We start from the raw sequence: 17,535 nt of genomic DNA, 5'->3' as shown, positions 1-17,535 counted from the left end.
ATCTGTTAATATTTAATATAGATTGTATTGAGAGTAGGTATAAAGATGAAGATAGAAAACTTACCGAACGAATTTGAAAAAGCTCGTCCAGTGATGCAAAAAATTGAAGATTCTGGTTTTGAAGCTTATTTTGTTGGCGGAAGTGTTCGTGACACAATATTAGGACTAGACATTCATGATGTTGATATCGCAACGAGTGCTTACCCTGAAGAAATTAAAAAGATATTCAAAAAAACGGTGGATACCGGAATTGAACACGGTACTGTAATGGTAATTCATGAAAAAAAGGGTTATGAAATTACCACGTTTAGAACTGAGTCAGGATACCAAGACTATAGACGTCCGAACAAAGTTGAATTTGTAAGATCACTTGCGGAAGACTTAAAGCGTCGTGACTTTACAATTAATGCATTTGCGATGAGAGAAAACGGGGATGTTACTGATTTATTCGATGGTTTAACCGACTTAAAAAACCATCTAATTAGAGCAGTTGGTAACCCTAATGAACGTTTCCATGAAGATGCATTAAGAATGATGCGTGCAGTTAGATTTGCCAGCAAACTAGATTTTGATATTGAATCTAAAACACTAGCGGCAATCAAATCAAACAGTGCATTGTTAGAAAAAATTGCGGTAGAACGCATTTATACTGAATTTGTAAAGATGATGATGGCCAAAAGACCTAAGCAAGGTATTTTAGACATGATTAATACAGACATGTATAAATACGTTCCTGGATTTGTTAGTCATCAAAACGAATTAGAAACAATTGCTAAGATTGATGATTTAAACTTATCCGATGAGGTTTCAGTATGGTCATTGCTATCTTTTGAATTTGGCCTTGATCGAAATGGTATCACTAGTTTTCTAAAGTCATGGAAGGCTTCTAACGACATCATTAAGAATACAGAAATTTGTACAAAGGCCGTAGAAAAGCTAAGGGATGATTCTTTAGACAAATGGGCGATGTATGAAACTGGTAAGGAACTTCTAGTTTTGGCTAACCACATTGCTAATATGTATGGGTTTGCCAAGTCTGAAGAAGACTTAATATCTCAATACGATGCTTTACCAATCAAGAGCAAAAAAGAAATTGCAGTCAATGGTGGCGACTTAATTAAGAACGGTATTGTCAAACCGGGGCCAGCATTAGGTAAAATATTATATGCAATTGAAACCGGAATCGTGAACGGAGAATTCGAAAACGAAAAAGCTGAATTAATTGAAGCTGCGAAAAAAATTGTGAAAGAGTGATTACATGCAAACGTTAAGAGCGGAAGGCTTAACTAAAACATATGGTGAAAAGACCTTATTCAAGGATCTAGATTTCATCATCAACGAACAAGATCGAATTGGTTTAATTGGGACCAATGGTAGTGGTAAGTCATCACTTTTAAATGTTTTATCACAGGAAGATATTGATTCTACTGGTGAAATTATTACCTCAAAGACATACACAATTGGTTACTTAAAACAACAACCTAAGTTGGACGAATCATTAACCATTTTAGAAGCTGTGTTTGCCGGAAGTCAGGATATTTTTAACACCATCAGAAGATATGAACAAACCTTACAAAACTATTCCAATCATCCAGATGATCCAAAGGCAGAAAGACAATATCTTGATGCCGAAGCCAAGATGAACGAAGAAGATGCATGGAATGCTGAAAACGACGTTAAGACCATCTTGACCCAACTAAAGATTGATGACGTTAACCAAGTGGTTAGCACACTTTCCGGGGGTCAAAAGAGACGTGTTGGTTTAGCCCAAGTATTAATTCAATCACCTGATTTATTAATCTTAGACGAACCTACCAACCATTTAGATTTTGATTCAATCGAATGGTTACAAGAATACCTTGCTAAGTACAAGGGTGCTCTACTATTCGTAACCCATGATAGGTATTTCTTAGATCAGATTTCTAACAAGATTTGGGAATTATCATTTGGAAGTCTTTACGAATACACAGGTAATTACCAAGATTACTTGGAACAAAAGGCCGAACGAGTGGATTTAGAAGTTGCTGCCGAACATAAAAAGCAAAAACTTTACAAACAAGAATTAGCTTGGATGAAAAAGGGTGCTAAGGCCAGAACCACCAAGCAACAGGCCAGAATTAATCGTTTTAATGACCTAAAGGAAAATGTTGGTAACCTCCAAACAGAAGAAGATATCGACATCAACCTAGGTCAACAACGTCTAGGGAAAAAGGTTATCGAAATTAAGGATGCTAACCTAACCCTAAACAATAAGACGATTTTGAAGAACTTTAGTGATTTGGTTCAACGAAACGAAAGAATCGGTATATCTGGTGAAAATGGTGCTGGTAAATCATCACTACTAAACGTAATTACCGGGAAGTTACCATTAGACAGCGGAACCATTGAAATTGGTGAAACCGTTAAGATGGCATACTACACACAACAAACCGAACCAATTCCAGAAGACAAGCGTGTAATAAACTACTTAACAGATGTTGGTGAACACGTTACTGATAACACTGGAAATAAGATTAGTGTTACCGACTTATTGGAACAATTCCTATTTCCAAAGTTCATGCACGGAACATTGATTCGTAAGTTGTCCGGTGGTGAAAAACGTCGTTTGTATTTATTAAAACTATTGATGCAACAACCAAATGTTTTACTACTTGATGAACCAACCAATGACCTAGATATTTCCACATTAACGGTACTAGAAGATTATATTTCACACTTTAGTGGAACTGTAATCACCGTTTCTCATGACCGTTACTTCTTAGATAAGGTTGCAAACCGTCTATTAATCTTTAACGGTGATGGTGATATTGAAAGTCATGTCGGATTGTTCACTGACTACTTGAAGCAAGCAGCTGAACAAAACAAGACAGAAAAGAAACAAGCACATGTTGAACATGCTGCAAAGAAAAAAGAAGAGCAACAACCAGCAGAAGAAAAGACTACCAAGAAGAAATTAACTTATGCTGAACAAATGGAATACGATCAGTTAGAAAAAGTCATTGATGATTTAGATCAACAAATCAGTCAATTGAAAGAAGAAATGACCCATTTGGGAAATGATTATGATAAACTAGCTGAAACACAATTAAAGATTGACGACTTAAATAAACAGTCCGACGAAAAGATTAGTCGCTGGGAATATTTAAGCGAATATGTTGAATAGGGGTAATGACATGTTAGAAGATGCTTATTTAAATCTTGCCAAGTACGTTTTAGAAAATGGCCATCGTAAGGAAGATAGAACAGGAACAGGGACAATTAGTACATTTGGTTACCAAATGCGTTTTGACCTATCAAAAGGTTTTCCTTTATTAACTACCAAGAAGGTTCCTTTTGGCTTAATCAAGAGTGAATTATTATGGTTCTTACGCGGGGACACTAATATTCAATTCTTACTAAAGCACAAGAACCACATCTGGGATGAATGGGCTTTTAAAAACTGGGTTGAATCAGATGAATACACTGGCCCAGATATGACCGACTTCGGTTTGAGAGCTGAAAAGGATGCAGAATTTAAGAAACAATACTTAGCCGAAAAGAAAAAGTTCTGTCAAAGAATCGTAGAAGATGACGACTTTGCCAAGAAATACGGTGATTTAGGACTTGTTTATGGTAGCCAATGGCGTAAATGGAAGACCACTACTGGTGGCACTATCGACCAAATTCAAAACGTAATCGATCAAATCAAGACAAATCCTGATTCAAGAAGATTAATTGTTTCAGCATGGAATCCAGAAGACATTCCGTTTGTAGCTTTACCACCTTGCCACACAATGTTCCAATTCTACGTGAACGACGGTAAGTTAAGCTGTCAATTATACCAACGTTCTGGTGACATCTTCTTAGGAGTACCATTTAATATTGCAAGTTACGCACTATTAACTTCACTAATCGCTAAGGAATGCGGATTAGAACCTGGTGAATTTATCCATACTTTAGGGGATGCTCATATTTACTCAAACCACGTTTCTCAAATTGAAGAACAATTGAGTAGAGAACCATATGAAGCGCCAAAACTATGGTTAAATCCAGACAAGGAAAGTATTTTTGATTACGACATGGACGACATTAAAGTAATTGATTATAAGCACCATGATCCAATCAAGGCACCAGTTGCTGTATAAACAATAAAGGGGACTATTACTAATGATTTCATTTTTATGGGCTGAATCGGATAATCATATTATTGGTTTAAATGGTGGATTACCATGGCATTTACCAGCTGATATGAAATATTTTAAGGAAACTACCACACACCAAATCATTATGGCAGGAAGAACAACATACGAAAGCTTTAAGCGCCCACTACCAAACCGTTTAAACACCGTATTAACTAGTCATGATAAAAGTGAATATCCTAACGACGTTGTTGTCTTTAACACGTTAGAAGAATTTCTAGCTTTTGCTAAAAAGTTTAGTGATAAGGAAATTTTCGTTGTTGGTGGTGCTAAGATTTTTTCTGAATTACTTCCATATGTTGATCGTTTATACAAGACCGTAATCGACCACGACTTTGAAGGTGATACTCAAATGCCAGAAATTGATTACAGTCAATTTGATTTAGTATCCACCAAAGAAGGAATCATTGATGATAAGAACATTTATCCATACCGTTTTGAAATATTTGAATGTAAATAAAATAATAAAGAAAGGTTATGGATTGCTACATAACCTTTTTTTATGGGGTGATTATTATGAAAAAAATATTTAAATTCATACTATTTTTAGTTGTAGTATTTGGAATTGCCGGTGTGAGCTACCAGGTCTATTCAAACGTTAGACACAAGACCAAAATCACGAATGTGAACAAGAACAAAAAAGTATCCATCGTTGCTTTAGGTGATTCATTAACACAGGGAGTTGGTGACCCTAAAAAAGCCGGTGGCTATGTATCAAGAACTAAACAGGCATTGAATAAAAAGGGTTATAAGCACGTCACAGCAGTTAACTATGGAATTGCTGGACAACGCAGTGATCAAATCGACAAGCGTGTTCAAAACAACGTTAAAGGCCTTTCAAGTAGTTTAAAAAAGGCTAACATTATTGTTCTAACCGTTGGTGGTAATGACTTACTACAAAGTCTACAAAGTAACGCTTTAGTTGATGGTAAAGCTAAGTTTAACAGTAGAATGAAGCAAGCCTCTATCACTTATCAAGCCAAAGTGAATAGATTAATGAATGATATCAGAAAAGAAAATAAAAAGGCACCAATCTATGTGTTCGGTATCTATAATCCAATCTATGTATACTTTGCAAATGTTGATGTGATTAATCAATACGTTAAGAAGTACAATCAAATTACTTCCGGTGTTGTACTAAGAAATAAAAAAGCTCATTTTGTTGACATCACACCGTTATCATATGGACAATATAAGAGTAAGGCCCAAAAAGAAAAGTTAGTTGAATCAAGTGATGAAGTAACTTTTGATCCGTTGGACATTTTAAAATTAGATGATACAAAGGGTGAGTTAAATAATTATATTTCCCCAGATGATCATTTCCATCCAAATGATAAGGGATATAACTACATGACCGACAGACTTGTATCACAATTATTTAGATTTAATGACTGGAATTAGAGGCAATTGTAATGGAAAAAGCAAAAGAGAAAAAACTATTTAAGTACCTATTCATTTTATTAGTAATCGTACTACTTGGTGGTGCATTCTATGCTTGGAAACAAATGAATAGTGAAACCGTAAATCCACAAATGGGAACAGCGTCAAAAAACAATACACCAATTAGTGTTAGTTTGAATAAAAAACAAATTAACGCATTATCAAGTTACTACCTAGAAAAGTTCGAAAAGAAAGAAAAAAACATGGACTACAAGTTCTGGGTAGACAAACAAGCCTACGTTTATGGTAAGATTACCATCTTAGGTTCCAAAGTGGGATACCTATTAAGTTTGGATCCACACCTATTAAGTAATGGTGACGTGGAACTAACCGCAAGTAAGCTTGAAGTTGGTAAGTTAAACGTACCACCTCGTTTTGTAATTGGTTATGTTGGTAAGCATTACAACATTCCAAAGTGGGTTGAATTAGATAGTAAGAACAGTCGCATTATCTTACATGTCAACAAATTAGGTGGTAAGAAAGAACTTTCATACCAAGCTAATAAAATTGATATGAATGGTGACGGTGACTTTGAATTTAAAGTTCTAATTCCTAATCAATAAAGGAGCAACTATGAAAAGTTTTTACCAGTATTTAATGACTGAACGTAATCCTAAGAGTACCGAAGCGGTTGCTCAATTTGCAAACAACGCATTTTACGATCAATCATTTCCCAAGCAATCGACTGATTATGATGAAATTTCAGAATACTTGGAAGAAAATGCTAGTTATCTACCAAGTATGACAATTTTTGATGATGCTTGGATGGATTTTCAAAATAGTAAACACTAAAAAAATGAACCTATGAATTTAGGTTCATTTTTTGGTGATTAATATAGTACAATTAATATATATAAGTTAGGAGCGGATAAAATATGATTCAATGGTTTCCAGGACATATGGCGAAAGCAATTCGTCAATTTGAAGAAAATATTCATTTAGTAGATATTGTATTTGAACTAGTGGATGCAAGATGCCCATTTAGTTCCATCAACCCGGAAGTAGCAAGAATTAGTCAAGGTAAGCCTAGATTAATGATTCTTACAAAGGCAGATTTGGCAAACCCAAACATTACCAACCAATGGTTATCATACTTTAAGAACCAAGGATATGCGGCAATTGCAATTGATTCAAAGAAAAACACCACAGGTAAGTACATCACTAAGGTAGTTAAGGACCTCTTAGCTGATAAGATTGATGATGCTAAGGAAAGAGGATTCGATAAGAAGGTTATTCGTGCAATTTGTGTTGGGGTGCCAAACGTTGGTAAGTCAACATTATTGAACCAAATTGTTAAGAGACGTGCCGCCCAAGTTGGTAACCGTGCCGGAGTTACTAAGGGTCAACAATGGCTAAAATCTAGTGATGAGCTAGAACTATTGGATACTCCAGGTATCTTATGGCCTAAGTTCCAAAATGATGACATTGCTAACAAGCTAGCAATGACAGGAGCGATTAAGGACAGCATTTACCACAGTGATGATGTTGGTTTGTTTGCTCTTCATTTCTTTAGAAACACTAATCCACAAGAGTTAATCGATCGTTATCACCTATCAGAAGATGATATGGAACTATCAGATGTTGATTTACTACTAAAGATTACTAAAAAAGTCGGCATGCAAGACGATTACGAAAGAGCTTCAATGAGAATTATTTTAGATTCCAGAAAAGGTAAGATTGGCCGTTTTACTCTAGATGATGTTAACGACCTATCTACAGAAGAGGAAGAATAAAAATGGCTGAATCAATCAAAGATATCAAAGAAATTTTAAAATCTGTTGATGACCTAAAATCAAAACTACTGCAAAAATATCAAGATGATAGTAGGATCGGCGTACAAAAGTTAATCACACAACGTGTTAAACAGATTGAGAAAAGAAATCATGAGATAGAGGAATTTCACCAACGCTTAAAGTATGAACATGAATTTTGGAATGACGGAATTAATGTTATTGCGGGAGTTGATGAAGTTGGCAGAGGACCACTAGCTGGACCAGTTGTTACATGTGCAGTAGTACTACCTCATGATTTTGATGTCTACGAAGTTAATGATTCAAAGCAACTTTCTGAAAAGAAAAGATATGAATTAGCTGAGCAAATTAAAGCTAATGCCATTGATTATTCATATGGAATTGCTGATAACAAGTTAATTGATGATATTAATATCTATGAAGCAACTAGAGTTGCGATGAAAGAAGCGGTATTAGGATTAAAGAAATTACCACAGGAAATCATCGTTGATGCGATGCAAATTGATGTTGATATCCATCAACTTAAATTGATCAAGGGGGATGCAAAGAGTGCCAGCGTTTCAGCTGCCAGCATCTTAGCTAAGACCTATCGTGATGACTTAATGAAACAATACGATAAGCAATATCCAGAATATGATTTTGTCAACAATGCCGGATATGGTACTAAGAAGCACTTAGACGCTTTACACAAGTACGGCGCAACGCCAATTCATCGAAGAAGTTTTAAACCAGTTTCTGATTTATTGTAGTCACTTTTATCGTATATACCTTGTAAAACTGGAGGTATATATGAAAACAAGAGAATTATTATTAAAACTAAAATTAGCTAAGGGAATCGGTATTAAATCAGAATATCGATTTTATCGATGGCTTAAAAGCACTTATGACGTAATTCCTGATGAGTTAAATATGACTGCTGAAGAGATTGCAGAAACATTAATGTTATCTAAAAATAAATCAAAAACATTTATTAATTTCTATAATAGTGATAAATTAAATAGTGAACTTGATCATCATATAAATCATGTTAAATGGCTAACCATTATCGATGACTTATATCCGGAGAATTTAAAAGAAGCATATTTGCCACCAATTGTGTTATTTTACTTTGGTGATTTAAGGCTTTTAGAAAATAAAGCACTAGCAATTGTTGGTTCTAGAAATAATACTGAATATTCCGTTGAGGTAATTAGGCGTTTAATGCCTGATGTTATTAGTAATGGAATCACGATTGTTTCTGGACTAGCCAAGGGAGTTGATAGATTGGCTCACTTGGCAGCAATTTCCAATCATGGTAAAACGATTGCTGTGATTGGAACCGGTTTAGATCAATATTATCCAAGAGAAAATGAATCGTTACAACGAACGATTGCCAAAAATCATTTGTTGCTAAGCGAATATCCAGTTGGTTGTCGACCGGCTAGGTATCATTTTCCGGAAAGAAATCGAATTATAGCTGGATTGGTAAGTTCTATACTGGTAACGGAAGCCAAGTATAGATCAGGTAGTTTAATCACCGCTAATTTAGCACTACAAAATAACCGAAACGTTTTAGCAATCCCGGGAAGGATTGATAGTGAGTTATCGGTTGGTTGTAATGATTTAATTCAAGCTGGTGCCAAACCAGTAATTACTGCCAAAGACATATTAGAAGAATATAAATATTAATAATTAGCCTTTGGGAGATATTAAAAAAGAAATAAAATGACGAGGGATGTAAATGGCGACTACTACAAAATCAACAACAAAGAAAAAAAGACAGTCGGCAAAAAAGAAACTAGTGATTGTCGAATCTCCAACCAAGGCTAAAACCATTCAAAAATACCTAGGTAGAACCTATCGTGTTATCGCTAGTAAGGGTCACGTTAGAGATTTGCCAAAGAGTAAGATGGGTGTAGACGTTGATAACGATTTTGAACCTCACTACATCTCTATTCGTGGTAAGGGTGAAACAATCAAGGAACTAAAGGCTGAAGCAAAAAAAGCCAAAAATGTTTATCTTGCATCTGACCCGGATAGAGAAGGAGAATCTATCGCATGGCATCTATCACACTTACTTGGTTTGAAAGAAGACGATAAGAATCGTGTTGCTTTCCATGAAATTACCAAGGATGCCGTTAAGGAAGCATTTAAGAACCCTCGAGAAATTGACATGAACTTAGTTGATGCTCAACAAGCTCGTCGTGTTTTAGACCGTTTAGTTGGTTATTCCATTTCTCCATTACTATGGAAAAAGGTTAAAAAGGGTCTAAGTGCCGGACGTGTTCAATCAATCGCTTTGTGGTTGATCATCCAAAGAGAACGTGAAATCAAAGAATTCGTTCCAAAGGAATACTGGACCATCGATGCTGACATGAAGAAGGGTCGAGAAGCATTCAAGGCCAGTTTTTACGGAGTGAATGCTAAGAAGGCTGAACTAAACAGTAATGATGAAGTTCAAGCTGTGTTAGCTAAATTCGATAAGAGCAAACCATTTGAGGTTCAAAACGTTGTTAAAAAGGAACGTAAGAGACAACCTCAACCACCATTTACTACCAGTACAATGCAACAAGACGCCAACGTTAAGTTGAACTTCAAGACAGGTAAGACAATGATGGCTGCTCAACAATTGTATGAAGGTATCGATATTGGTAAAGATGGTAACCAAGGTTTGATTACTTACATGAGAACTGATTCAACTAGAATTTCTGCTTTAGCTAAGCACGAAGCATCTGAATTCATTCATGATAAGTACGGTGCAGAGTTTGCTGCAACTAAGCCAGTTAAGGGTAAATTGCCAGAAGGTGCTCAAGACGCCCATGAAGCAATTCGTCCAACTTCTGTTAAGAGAACACCAGCGAGCCTAAAGCAATACTTAACCAATGATCAATACAAGTTATACAACTTGATTTGGTCAAGATTTATGGCTAGTCAAATGACACCTGCTATCATGGACACCATGACAGTAGACATGGAACAAAATGGTGTTGATTTCAGAGCGAACGGTTCAAAGCTTAAGTTCGAAGGTTTCCTAAAGGTTTACAACAAGGGAAAAGAAAAAGACAATATCTTACCTGACCTAGCCAAGGGTGACGAAGTGAAGATGGCTAAGAACAATCCAGATCAACACTTCACTCAACCACCTGCTAGATACAGTGAAGCTAAGCTAATCAGAACACTTGAAGAAAACGGTGTAGGTAGACCATCTACCTTCGCTCCAACTTTGAGTACGATTCAAAAGAGATACTATGTTAAGTTAGTTGGTAGAAGATTCGAACCTACTGAATTAGGTGAAATCGTTAATAACATCATCGAAGAATACTTCCCTGATATCGTTAACATCGAATTTACTGCCGACCTTGAAAATAACTTGGATGAAATCGAAGAAGCTAAGCAAAACTGGGTTGAAGTTGTCGATAAGTACTTCAGACCATTTGAAAAAGAAGTTAAGAATGCCGAAAAGAACATGGAAGATGTTCAAATTAAAGACGAACCAGCTGGATACAACTGTGAAGTCTGTGGTGCTCCAATGGTTATCAAGATGGGAAGATATGGTAAGTTCTATGCTTGTTCTAGATTCCCAGATTGTCGAAACACACAAGCTATCGTTAAGAAGATTGGCGTTACATGTCCAAAATGTAAGAAGGGTGATGTTATTGAACGTAAATCAAAGAAGAATCGTATCTTCTATGGTTGTTCAAGATATCCTGAATGTGATTTTGTTACATGGGATAAACCAATCGGAAGAGACTGTCCTAAGGATGGAAACTTCTTGGTAGAAAAGAAGATTAAAGGTGGTACCCAAGTGGTATGTCCTAACGGTGATTACGAAGAAGCCGTACAAAAATAGTTAATAGCCCCTAAAGATTTAAAACTCTTAGGGGCTATTAGTTTAATAAGATAAGAGAGATAGCCAATGAAAAAATATCAAGATGAAGAATTAATTGAATGGTATATGGAATATTTAATCAATGAACGTCAATATTCTGATAACACAGCAATTGCTTATCAATCTGATATCAATGAATTTGTAAAAACATTAGAGGAAGAAGATCGTATCTTACAGCAAACCGATGATTTGGATGTTAGTAACTATCTTACGATTTTGAAGAAACGGGATGAAAGTAGAAATACAGTTATCAGAAAGATTTCATCACTTCGTTCATTCTTTCATTTTTTGGAACGAAACGATGTTGTCTCACAAAATCCGTTTGATCAGGTGAACTTAAAAAAGCATCCTAATCATTTACCACGCTTCTTTTATCAAAAGGAACTCTATGAGCTATTTGAAGCGGCCAAGCATGGTAAAAATGAAATGCTTAGTTACAGAAATTATGCGATTATTGAAATCCTATATGATACGGGGATGCGTGTAAGCGAATGTGTGAACTTGCAGTTTAGTGATATCGATTTTGATAATCGGATTATCAAGGTTATTGGTAAGGGAAATAAACAAAGATACTTACCATTTGGTAACTATTTGATTAAGGCGTTAAAACAATATCAAACTAACTGTCGCGATTTGTTAGTTAATAAGTATCACAAACACCATGATTATGTTTTCGTAAACCAATACGGTGACGAATTAACAAGTCGTGGAGTAGAATACATTTTAGATGAGATTGTTAAGCAAACATCTTTAACAACCAACATTCATCCGCATATGTTAAGACATACGTTTGCTACTGAAATGCTTAATAATGGTGCTGATTTACGGACAGTCCAAGAATTGTTAGGGCATAGTAGTTTATCAACGACACAAATTTATACTCACGTTTCTAATGAACATTTATTACGCGATTATAATAAGTTTTTTCCAAGATCTTAACATAACAATTGCATAATGAAAGCGCTTTATTGTAAAATATAGTTATAAATTTGTTAGGGGGGAGACTATGATTAAAACAATTAGTAATGAATACCTAAAAGTGAAAATTAATACGCATGGTGCTGAAATTAACAGCGTAAAAAGTCCTGATGGATTAGAATACATTTGGTCCGGTGATAAAAAGTATTGGGCTCGTCATGCGCCAATTTTATTTCCAATTGTTGGACGTCTAAAGGATAATCAATACACTTATGACGGCAAGATTTATGAAATGGGTCAACATGGCTTCGCAAGAGATATGGAATTCGATGTTTTAGACCAAGGTAGCGATTGGATTGATTTGCAACTTATTAGTAACGAAGAAACTAAGAAGATGTATCCTTTTGCTTTCAAACTAGTTATTCATTATCAATTGGATGATCATAAGCTGTCTACTAACATTAACGTGTTTAATACTGATACCAAAGAAATGTACTTTTCAGTCGGTGCCCATCCAGCATTCAACGTGCCATTGGTGAAGGATGGTAGCGAACAATATGACGATTATTCTGTTAAGTTCGCTAATAAAGGAACATATGACCAAATTCAATTTGATGTTCCATATGCTAACCTTGAAAAAGTTGAAAAAATAGAGTTAGATCAACCAATTAAACTATCACATGAATTGTTTTATGATGATGCTAAGGTGGTTGAAATTAAGAATAAAGAGTTTACAACTATTCTATCTAACGATGTTTCAGATCATGGAGTATCTATGACTGCCTACGATATTGAATACGGTGGATTATGGTCTGCAAAAGACGCACCATTCGTTTGTCTTGAACCATGGTGGGGAATCGCAGACGATGTTCATACAGACGGAAAAATTGAACATAAAGTTGGTATTAATAAGATTAGTCCAGACAAAAAGTTCACTGCTAAGTATGATTTATTATTCTTCTAAAAAATATGTAATAAAAAAACACCTTTTTAAAAGGTGTTTTTTGTTTTATCTATTTTGTTTTCCTGAATTACGTTTTCTTAAATCTTCATGGGTATCATGTTCTTCAACCGTTTCGATTTGTTCAGGTTCATCTGATGAATCTTCTTCTACATCGTGTAGAATGACTTTTTCATCACTTTGCGCTTGAGCAGCTGCTTGTGCCGCAACTTCTGCTCTGATCTTTGGACGGTACATGTTAATGATTAATGTTTGTAAACAAGCAAATAAACCACTAATGAAGAAGTAAATACCTAATCCGGCAGGAGCACTGAATGTTACCAACACAATCATGATTGGTGTGAAGTATGCCATCATCTTCATTTGCTTCTTTTGATCTTCTGGAAGACCTAGAGTCATCAAGTATCCTTGAAGAACGTACGCTAAGAATGACAATACAACCAAGATTAAACTCTTGTCACCAAGTTTTACACCTAAGAACATAGTGTGTGAAACTTCTGGTGAGAAACGAATTCCGTTATATAAGGCAAGGTAAATTGGCATTTGAATGATTAATGGTAGACAACCAACACCACCGGCCATGCTAATGTTGTTATCCTTATATAGTTGCATCATTTCTTGTTGAATCTTCATTTGTTCTTCTTTTGAAGAAGCATTTTTTTGTCTTTCTTGAATTTCTTGCATCTTAGGCTTGATGAAGCTCATCTTTTCTTGCATGATAGTAGACTTCTTAGTTTGACTAATCATTGCAGGAAGCAAGATCATTCTAACAATGATAGTTAAAATGATAATCGCCCAACCATATCCACCGAAGAATCTAGCGATAAAGTCTAGAATGTGTTGACCTGGTAGAGCAAGGTATTCATATGTAAGACCATATGGTTTACCGTTTGAATCCACACGTACACATCCTGATAAGACTAAAGCCATTACTCCGATCAAAGATAGGGCACTGAATCTCTTTAATTTTTTCATTACAAAAACCTTTCCTGTAAATTTCATTTACAATAATACCAGAAAATTGGAATTATATCAGATAAAAACCCGAATTATTTTATTATAAACCCTTTATCGTGAATTTCATTGATATTAGTTATTTTCATATTATCTACTCGTCCATAAGGTGTAGGTGAATCTTTAATTTTAGAAACGAATTCATCAACTACAGGGTTTTCACCGTTAACGTGAATCAAGACGCTTCCATCTCTTAAGTTTTGGACAAAACCATTTAGATTCATTCTATCGGCGACTTTCTTGGTACTGTATCTAAAACCAACACCTTGAACTCTTCCTAAAACGATGATTTCAATATTTTTATTGGTCATATTGATTCCTCCTTACTAAACAATAGTAACATATATGTTTTATTCGGTTATTATGCTAAAATAATAGGAAAGATAAATAATTTAAAGGGGTCATATCCAGTAATGGAAAAAATTGTTTCTGCAAAAAATGAACGAGTAAAAAAATGGTCAAAGTTAAAAACTAAAAAGGGCCGTTTAAATAGTAACCAATATATTTTGGAAAGTTGGCATCTAGTATCTGAAGCGATTAATGCTAACCAAAACGTTGAGGTTGTATTAACTACCAACAAGCAATACGAATTACATCAAGCTGAAATTGATGCTTTTAACGGTGAAGTAATTGAAATTACCGACGATGTTTCAAAGGCATTGGGTTCAACATCAACTCCACAAGGCATCTTTGGAATTGTTGAATTACCAAAAGAAGATCATTTTGATTCATTAGACATGTTTGGCTCTTGGTTATTGTTAGACCAAATTCAAGATCCAGGTAACATCGGAACAATGGTTAGAACTGCAGATGCTGCCGGATTTGACGGCGTTATTTTTGGTGAAGGAACATCCAGTCAATTTAATCCAAAGGTATTACGTTCAATGCAAGGCAGTCAATTCCATTTGAAGTTACTGGAAGGTGACCTACTTGATTGGATTGGCAAGTTTAAGGAAAACAATGTGCCGGTTTATGGAACGGAATTAAATCCTCAAGCAGTGAGTTATGATCAGATTGAAAAACAGGATGCTTTTGCCTTAATAATGGGAAATGAAGGTAATGGTATGCAAGATAAAATACTTGACCAAACCACTAAAAATTTATATATTCCTATCAAGGGAAAGGCAGAATCACTTAATGTAGCGATTGCTGCTGGAATCGCAATGTTCCATCTTAAAAAATAAATTATTGAGTTAGGAGATAGTATATTGAAAGAAGATGCATGGCGAAATGATAAAGAATATGTTAGCTATGTTTCTGATTTACTAAGCAGTCCAGAAGTCTTGAGACTAGATAACTATATCCAACATCATTCATCAACTCGTTTACAACATTGTATTCATGTTTCATATGAGAGTTATTTAATCGCTAAGAAATTTGGTTTAGATGCTAAAGCCACAGCCCGTGGTGGATTACTGCATGATCTGTTTTTCTACGATTGGCGAGTAAGCAAGTTCCGCTTAGGTTCCCATGCTTATATGCACCCAAGAGTGGCGCTTAGAAATGCTGAAAAAATAACTAAGTTAAACGATAAGGAAAGAGACATTATCACTAAGCATATGTGGGGATTGACTTTAACCAAGCCCAAGTATGCTGAGAGTGTAGTCGTTTCACTTATTGATGATTACGATGCTATTCGAGAATATTTCGCACCAAAATACCAAAATTTAAAAAACAAAATTAAAAATAGACACTATAAAAAGGAGGTTAGTTCATGGCAAAAGAAAGTCAAATGAGCACTACAATCGATTTTCATTTGTGTCCTAAGTTTGAACAAACTTTTCAAATGTTAGGCAAGAAATGGAATGGTTTAATTATTGAAACACTATTGGTCAATGGACCACAACGTTTTAAATGTATTGCAAACGTAGTTTCTAAGTGCAGTGATCGTGTATTAGTTGAAAGACTAAAGGAACTTGAAGAAGACGGTATCATTACTCGTAAAACATTTTGCGATTCTTCATTAATTCAATATGAATTAACTGAAAAAGGAGAAGCATTGGGTCCAATCATGGAACAAATTCATGACTGGTCAGATCAATGGTGTGATATTAACGATTAACCTTGACCGACTAATGTATTTAAGATATTATTTAGTTAAATGTGTTGAAGAAAAATTAGTAGGCGACAAATAATACAGAAAGACTGCATTTGATGAGAGTAGTCACAAGTCAGCTGAATTCATTTTCTGAACTGATATTGGGAGTTACAATTAACGAAAAATAATCCGGTATTCCACCGTTATGGATTTAGAGTGTATGAATTGCGAACCGCAATTTATAAACTAGGGTGGTACCGCGAAGCTTCGTCCCTTTTGGGATGAGGCTTTTTTTGTTGAAATGAGAGGAGAATACTATGTCATTAAAAGATGATTTAACCAAGTTGCGTGATGATGGAATTGCTCAAATCAATCAAGCAACTGACGTTAACGAAATTACTAAAGAAATTAAAGTTAATTTACTTGGTAAAAAAGGTCCAATTACTCAGGCACTAAGAGGTATTAAGGACTTACCAGTTGAAAAAAGACCTGAAGTTGGTAGCTATGCCAACGAAATTAGAGATGAAATTCAAAATGCCTTGGATGCAAAGTTAACAGAATTAGAAAACAAAGCCTTAGAAGCACAACTAGTTGCTGAAAAAATCGATGTTACTCTTCCAAGTACTCCAGTGGCTAAGGGACATCCACATGTTATCCAATCAATTATTGATGAAATTTGTGACATGTTCATCGGTATGGGTTACGAAGTTAAAAGTGGTCCAGAAGTAGAAGAAGACAAGTATAACTTTGAAATGATGAACCTACCAAAGGATCATCCAGCCAGAGATATGCAAGATACTTTCTACATTACTAAAGAAATCTTGATGAGAACTCAAACCTCTCCTATGCAAGCAAGAACTCTTGAAAAACATGATTTCAGTAAGGGTCCATTGAAGATGATTTCACCAGGTGTCGTATACAGACGTGATACTGATGATCCTACTCATTCACACCAATTCCACCAAGTAGAAGGAATCGTGATTGATAAGAACATTACAATGGGTGACTTAAAAGGAACTCTTGAATACTTACTACACCAATTATTTGGTAACAAGTACGATATTCGTTTGAGACCAAGTTACTTCCCATTCACTGAACCATCAGTTGAAGCAGATGTTACTTGTTTCAAGTGTGATGGTAAGGGTTGTGATGTATGTAAGCACGCAGGATGGATTGAAGTTCTAGGTGCCGGAATGGTACATCCAAACGTATTGAAGATGGCCGGTGTAGATGCTGATGTATATGGTGGTTTCGCATTTGGACTAGGTCCAGATCGTTTTGCAATGTTGAAATACGGTGTAGAAGATATTCGTGATTTCTACCTAAACGATGTTAGATTTTTATCGCAATTTAATTAAGGAGAGATA

General features: G+C 35.3%; 19 protein-coding genes and 1 other annotated feature. Of the genes, 17 read left to right on the top strand and 2 right to left on the bottom strand.

The window, feature by feature from the left end:
• Positions 1-45: 45 nt before the first annotated feature.
• The 13 genes from RZ55_RS03715 to RZ55_RS03655 all read left to right on the top strand — a co-directional run bounded on the left by RZ55_RS03715 (position 46) and on the right by RZ55_RS03655 (position 13,119).
• A complete protein-coding gene (locus RZ55_RS03715; protein WP_057175814.1) occupies positions 46-1,254 on the top strand; it encodes a CCA tRNA nucleotidyltransferase in 1,209 nt (402 codons plus the stop codon).
• Positions 1,255-1,258: 4 nt separating this feature from the next.
• On the top strand, positions 1,259-3,163 hold the full coding sequence (locus RZ55_RS03710) for an ABC-F family ATP-binding cassette domain-containing protein (RefSeq protein ID WP_054483454.1): 1,905 nt from the start codon (positions 1,259-1,261) through the stop codon (positions 3,161-3,163).
• Between the two features lie 10 nt (positions 3,164-3,173).
• Positions 3,174-4,124, top strand: a complete 951-nt coding sequence (locus RZ55_RS03705) for a thymidylate synthase (protein WP_034533914.1) — start codon at positions 3,174-3,176, stop codon at positions 4,122-4,124.
• 22 nt (positions 4,125-4,146) lie between these two features.
• Entirely contained in the window at positions 4,147-4,638 is a 492-nt protein-coding gene (locus tag RZ55_RS03700) for a dihydrofolate reductase (protein WP_054483452.1), read from the top strand.
• A gap of 56 nt (positions 4,639-4,694) precedes the next feature.
• A complete protein-coding gene (locus RZ55_RS03695; protein WP_057175813.1) occupies positions 4,695-5,579 on the top strand; it encodes a GDSL-type esterase/lipase family protein in 885 nt (294 codons plus the stop codon).
• An 11-nt stretch (positions 5,580-5,590) separates the two neighbouring features.
• Positions 5,591-6,181, top strand: a complete 591-nt coding sequence (locus RZ55_RS03690; protein WP_053792735.1) for a YpmS family protein — start codon at positions 5,591-5,593, stop codon at positions 6,179-6,181.
• 10 nt (positions 6,182-6,191) lie between these two features.
• Positions 6,192-6,410 (top strand): YozE family protein, encoded by a 219-nt coding sequence (locus RZ55_RS03685; RefSeq protein ID WP_034530821.1) that lies wholly within the window; start codon positions 6,192-6,194, stop codon positions 6,408-6,410.
• A gap of 83 nt (positions 6,411-6,493) precedes the next feature.
• A complete protein-coding gene (gene ylqF / locus RZ55_RS03680; protein ID WP_053792734.1) occupies positions 6,494-7,351 on the top strand; it encodes a ribosome biogenesis GTPase YlqF in 858 nt (285 codons plus the stop codon).
• 2 nt (positions 7,352-7,353) lie between these two features.
• A complete protein-coding gene (locus RZ55_RS03675) occupies positions 7,354-8,118 on the top strand; it encodes a ribonuclease HII (protein WP_054483448.1) in 765 nt (254 codons plus the stop codon).
• Positions 8,119-8,158: 40 nt separating this feature from the next.
• Entirely contained in the window at positions 8,159-9,037 is an 879-nt protein-coding gene (dprA, locus tag RZ55_RS03670; RefSeq protein WP_053792732.1) for a DNA-processing protein DprA, read from the top strand.
• A 52-nt stretch (positions 9,038-9,089) separates the two neighbouring features.
• A complete protein-coding gene (gene topA / locus RZ55_RS03665) occupies positions 9,090-11,198 on the top strand; it encodes a type I DNA topoisomerase (RefSeq protein WP_057175812.1) in 2,109 nt (702 codons plus the stop codon).
• Positions 11,199-11,264: 66 nt separating this feature from the next.
• Positions 11,265-12,176 (top strand): tyrosine recombinase XerC, encoded by a 912-nt coding sequence (gene xerC / locus RZ55_RS03660; protein ID WP_054483446.1) that lies wholly within the window; start codon positions 11,265-11,267, stop codon positions 12,174-12,176.
• Between the two features lie 67 nt (positions 12,177-12,243).
• Positions 12,244-13,119: an aldose 1-epimerase family protein gene (locus tag RZ55_RS03655; RefSeq protein WP_237757111.1), complete on the top strand. Its 876-nt coding sequence runs from the start codon at positions 12,244-12,246 to the stop codon at positions 13,117-13,119.
• A gap of 45 nt (positions 13,120-13,164) precedes the next feature.
• On the opposite strand, the gene yidC is transcribed toward RZ55_RS03655, so the two are convergent.
• Entirely contained in the window at positions 13,165-14,091 is a 927-nt protein-coding gene (gene yidC, locus RZ55_RS03650; RefSeq protein ID WP_057175811.1) for a membrane protein insertase YidC, read from the bottom strand.
• A gap of 74 nt (positions 14,092-14,165) precedes the next feature.
• Positions 14,166-14,441 carry an acylphosphatase gene (locus RZ55_RS03645; protein ID WP_054483442.1) on the bottom strand — a complete coding sequence of 92 codons (276 nt, stop codon included), beginning with the start codon at positions 14,439-14,441 and terminating at the stop codon, positions 14,166-14,168.
• A 102-nt stretch (positions 14,442-14,543) separates the two neighbouring features.
• Between RZ55_RS03645 and RZ55_RS03640 the strand changes: the two genes are divergently transcribed.
• The 4 genes from RZ55_RS03640 (at position 14,544) to pheS (ending at position 17,526) form a co-directional block, all read left to right on the top strand.
• Positions 14,544-15,314 carry a TrmH family RNA methyltransferase gene (locus tag RZ55_RS03640; protein WP_057175810.1) on the top strand — a complete coding sequence of 257 codons (771 nt, stop codon included), beginning with the start codon at positions 14,544-14,546 and terminating at the stop codon, positions 15,312-15,314.
• 24 nt (positions 15,315-15,338) lie between these two features.
• Entirely contained in the window at positions 15,339-15,866 is a 528-nt protein-coding gene (locus RZ55_RS03635) for a hypothetical protein (protein ID WP_034535299.1), read from the top strand.
• Complete coding sequence (locus RZ55_RS03630) at positions 15,845-16,192, top strand: winged helix-turn-helix transcriptional regulator (RefSeq protein ID WP_034530839.1); 348 nt, start codon at positions 15,845-15,847, stop codon at positions 16,190-16,192. Before RZ55_RS03635 ends, RZ55_RS03630 begins: the two co-directional genes overlap by 22 nt.
• A 35-nt stretch (positions 16,193-16,227) precedes the next feature.
• Positions 16,228-16,446: a binding site (T-box leader), on the top strand.
• A 39-nt stretch (positions 16,447-16,485) separates the two neighbouring features.
• On the top strand, positions 16,486-17,526 hold the full coding sequence (gene pheS, locus RZ55_RS03625) for a phenylalanine--tRNA ligase subunit alpha (protein ID WP_053792728.1): 1,041 nt from the start codon (positions 16,486-16,488) through the stop codon (positions 17,524-17,526).
• Positions 17,527-17,535: the final 9 nt, after the last annotated feature.

The organism is Apilactobacillus kunkeei, from assembly GCF_001421115.1.
GTDB lineage: Bacteria > Bacillota > Bacilli > Lactobacillales > Lactobacillaceae > Apilactobacillus > Apilactobacillus kunkeei_F.
The sequence above is the reverse complement of the archived record's forward strand: the minus strand, read 5'-3'. Positions and strand labels throughout refer to the sequence as shown.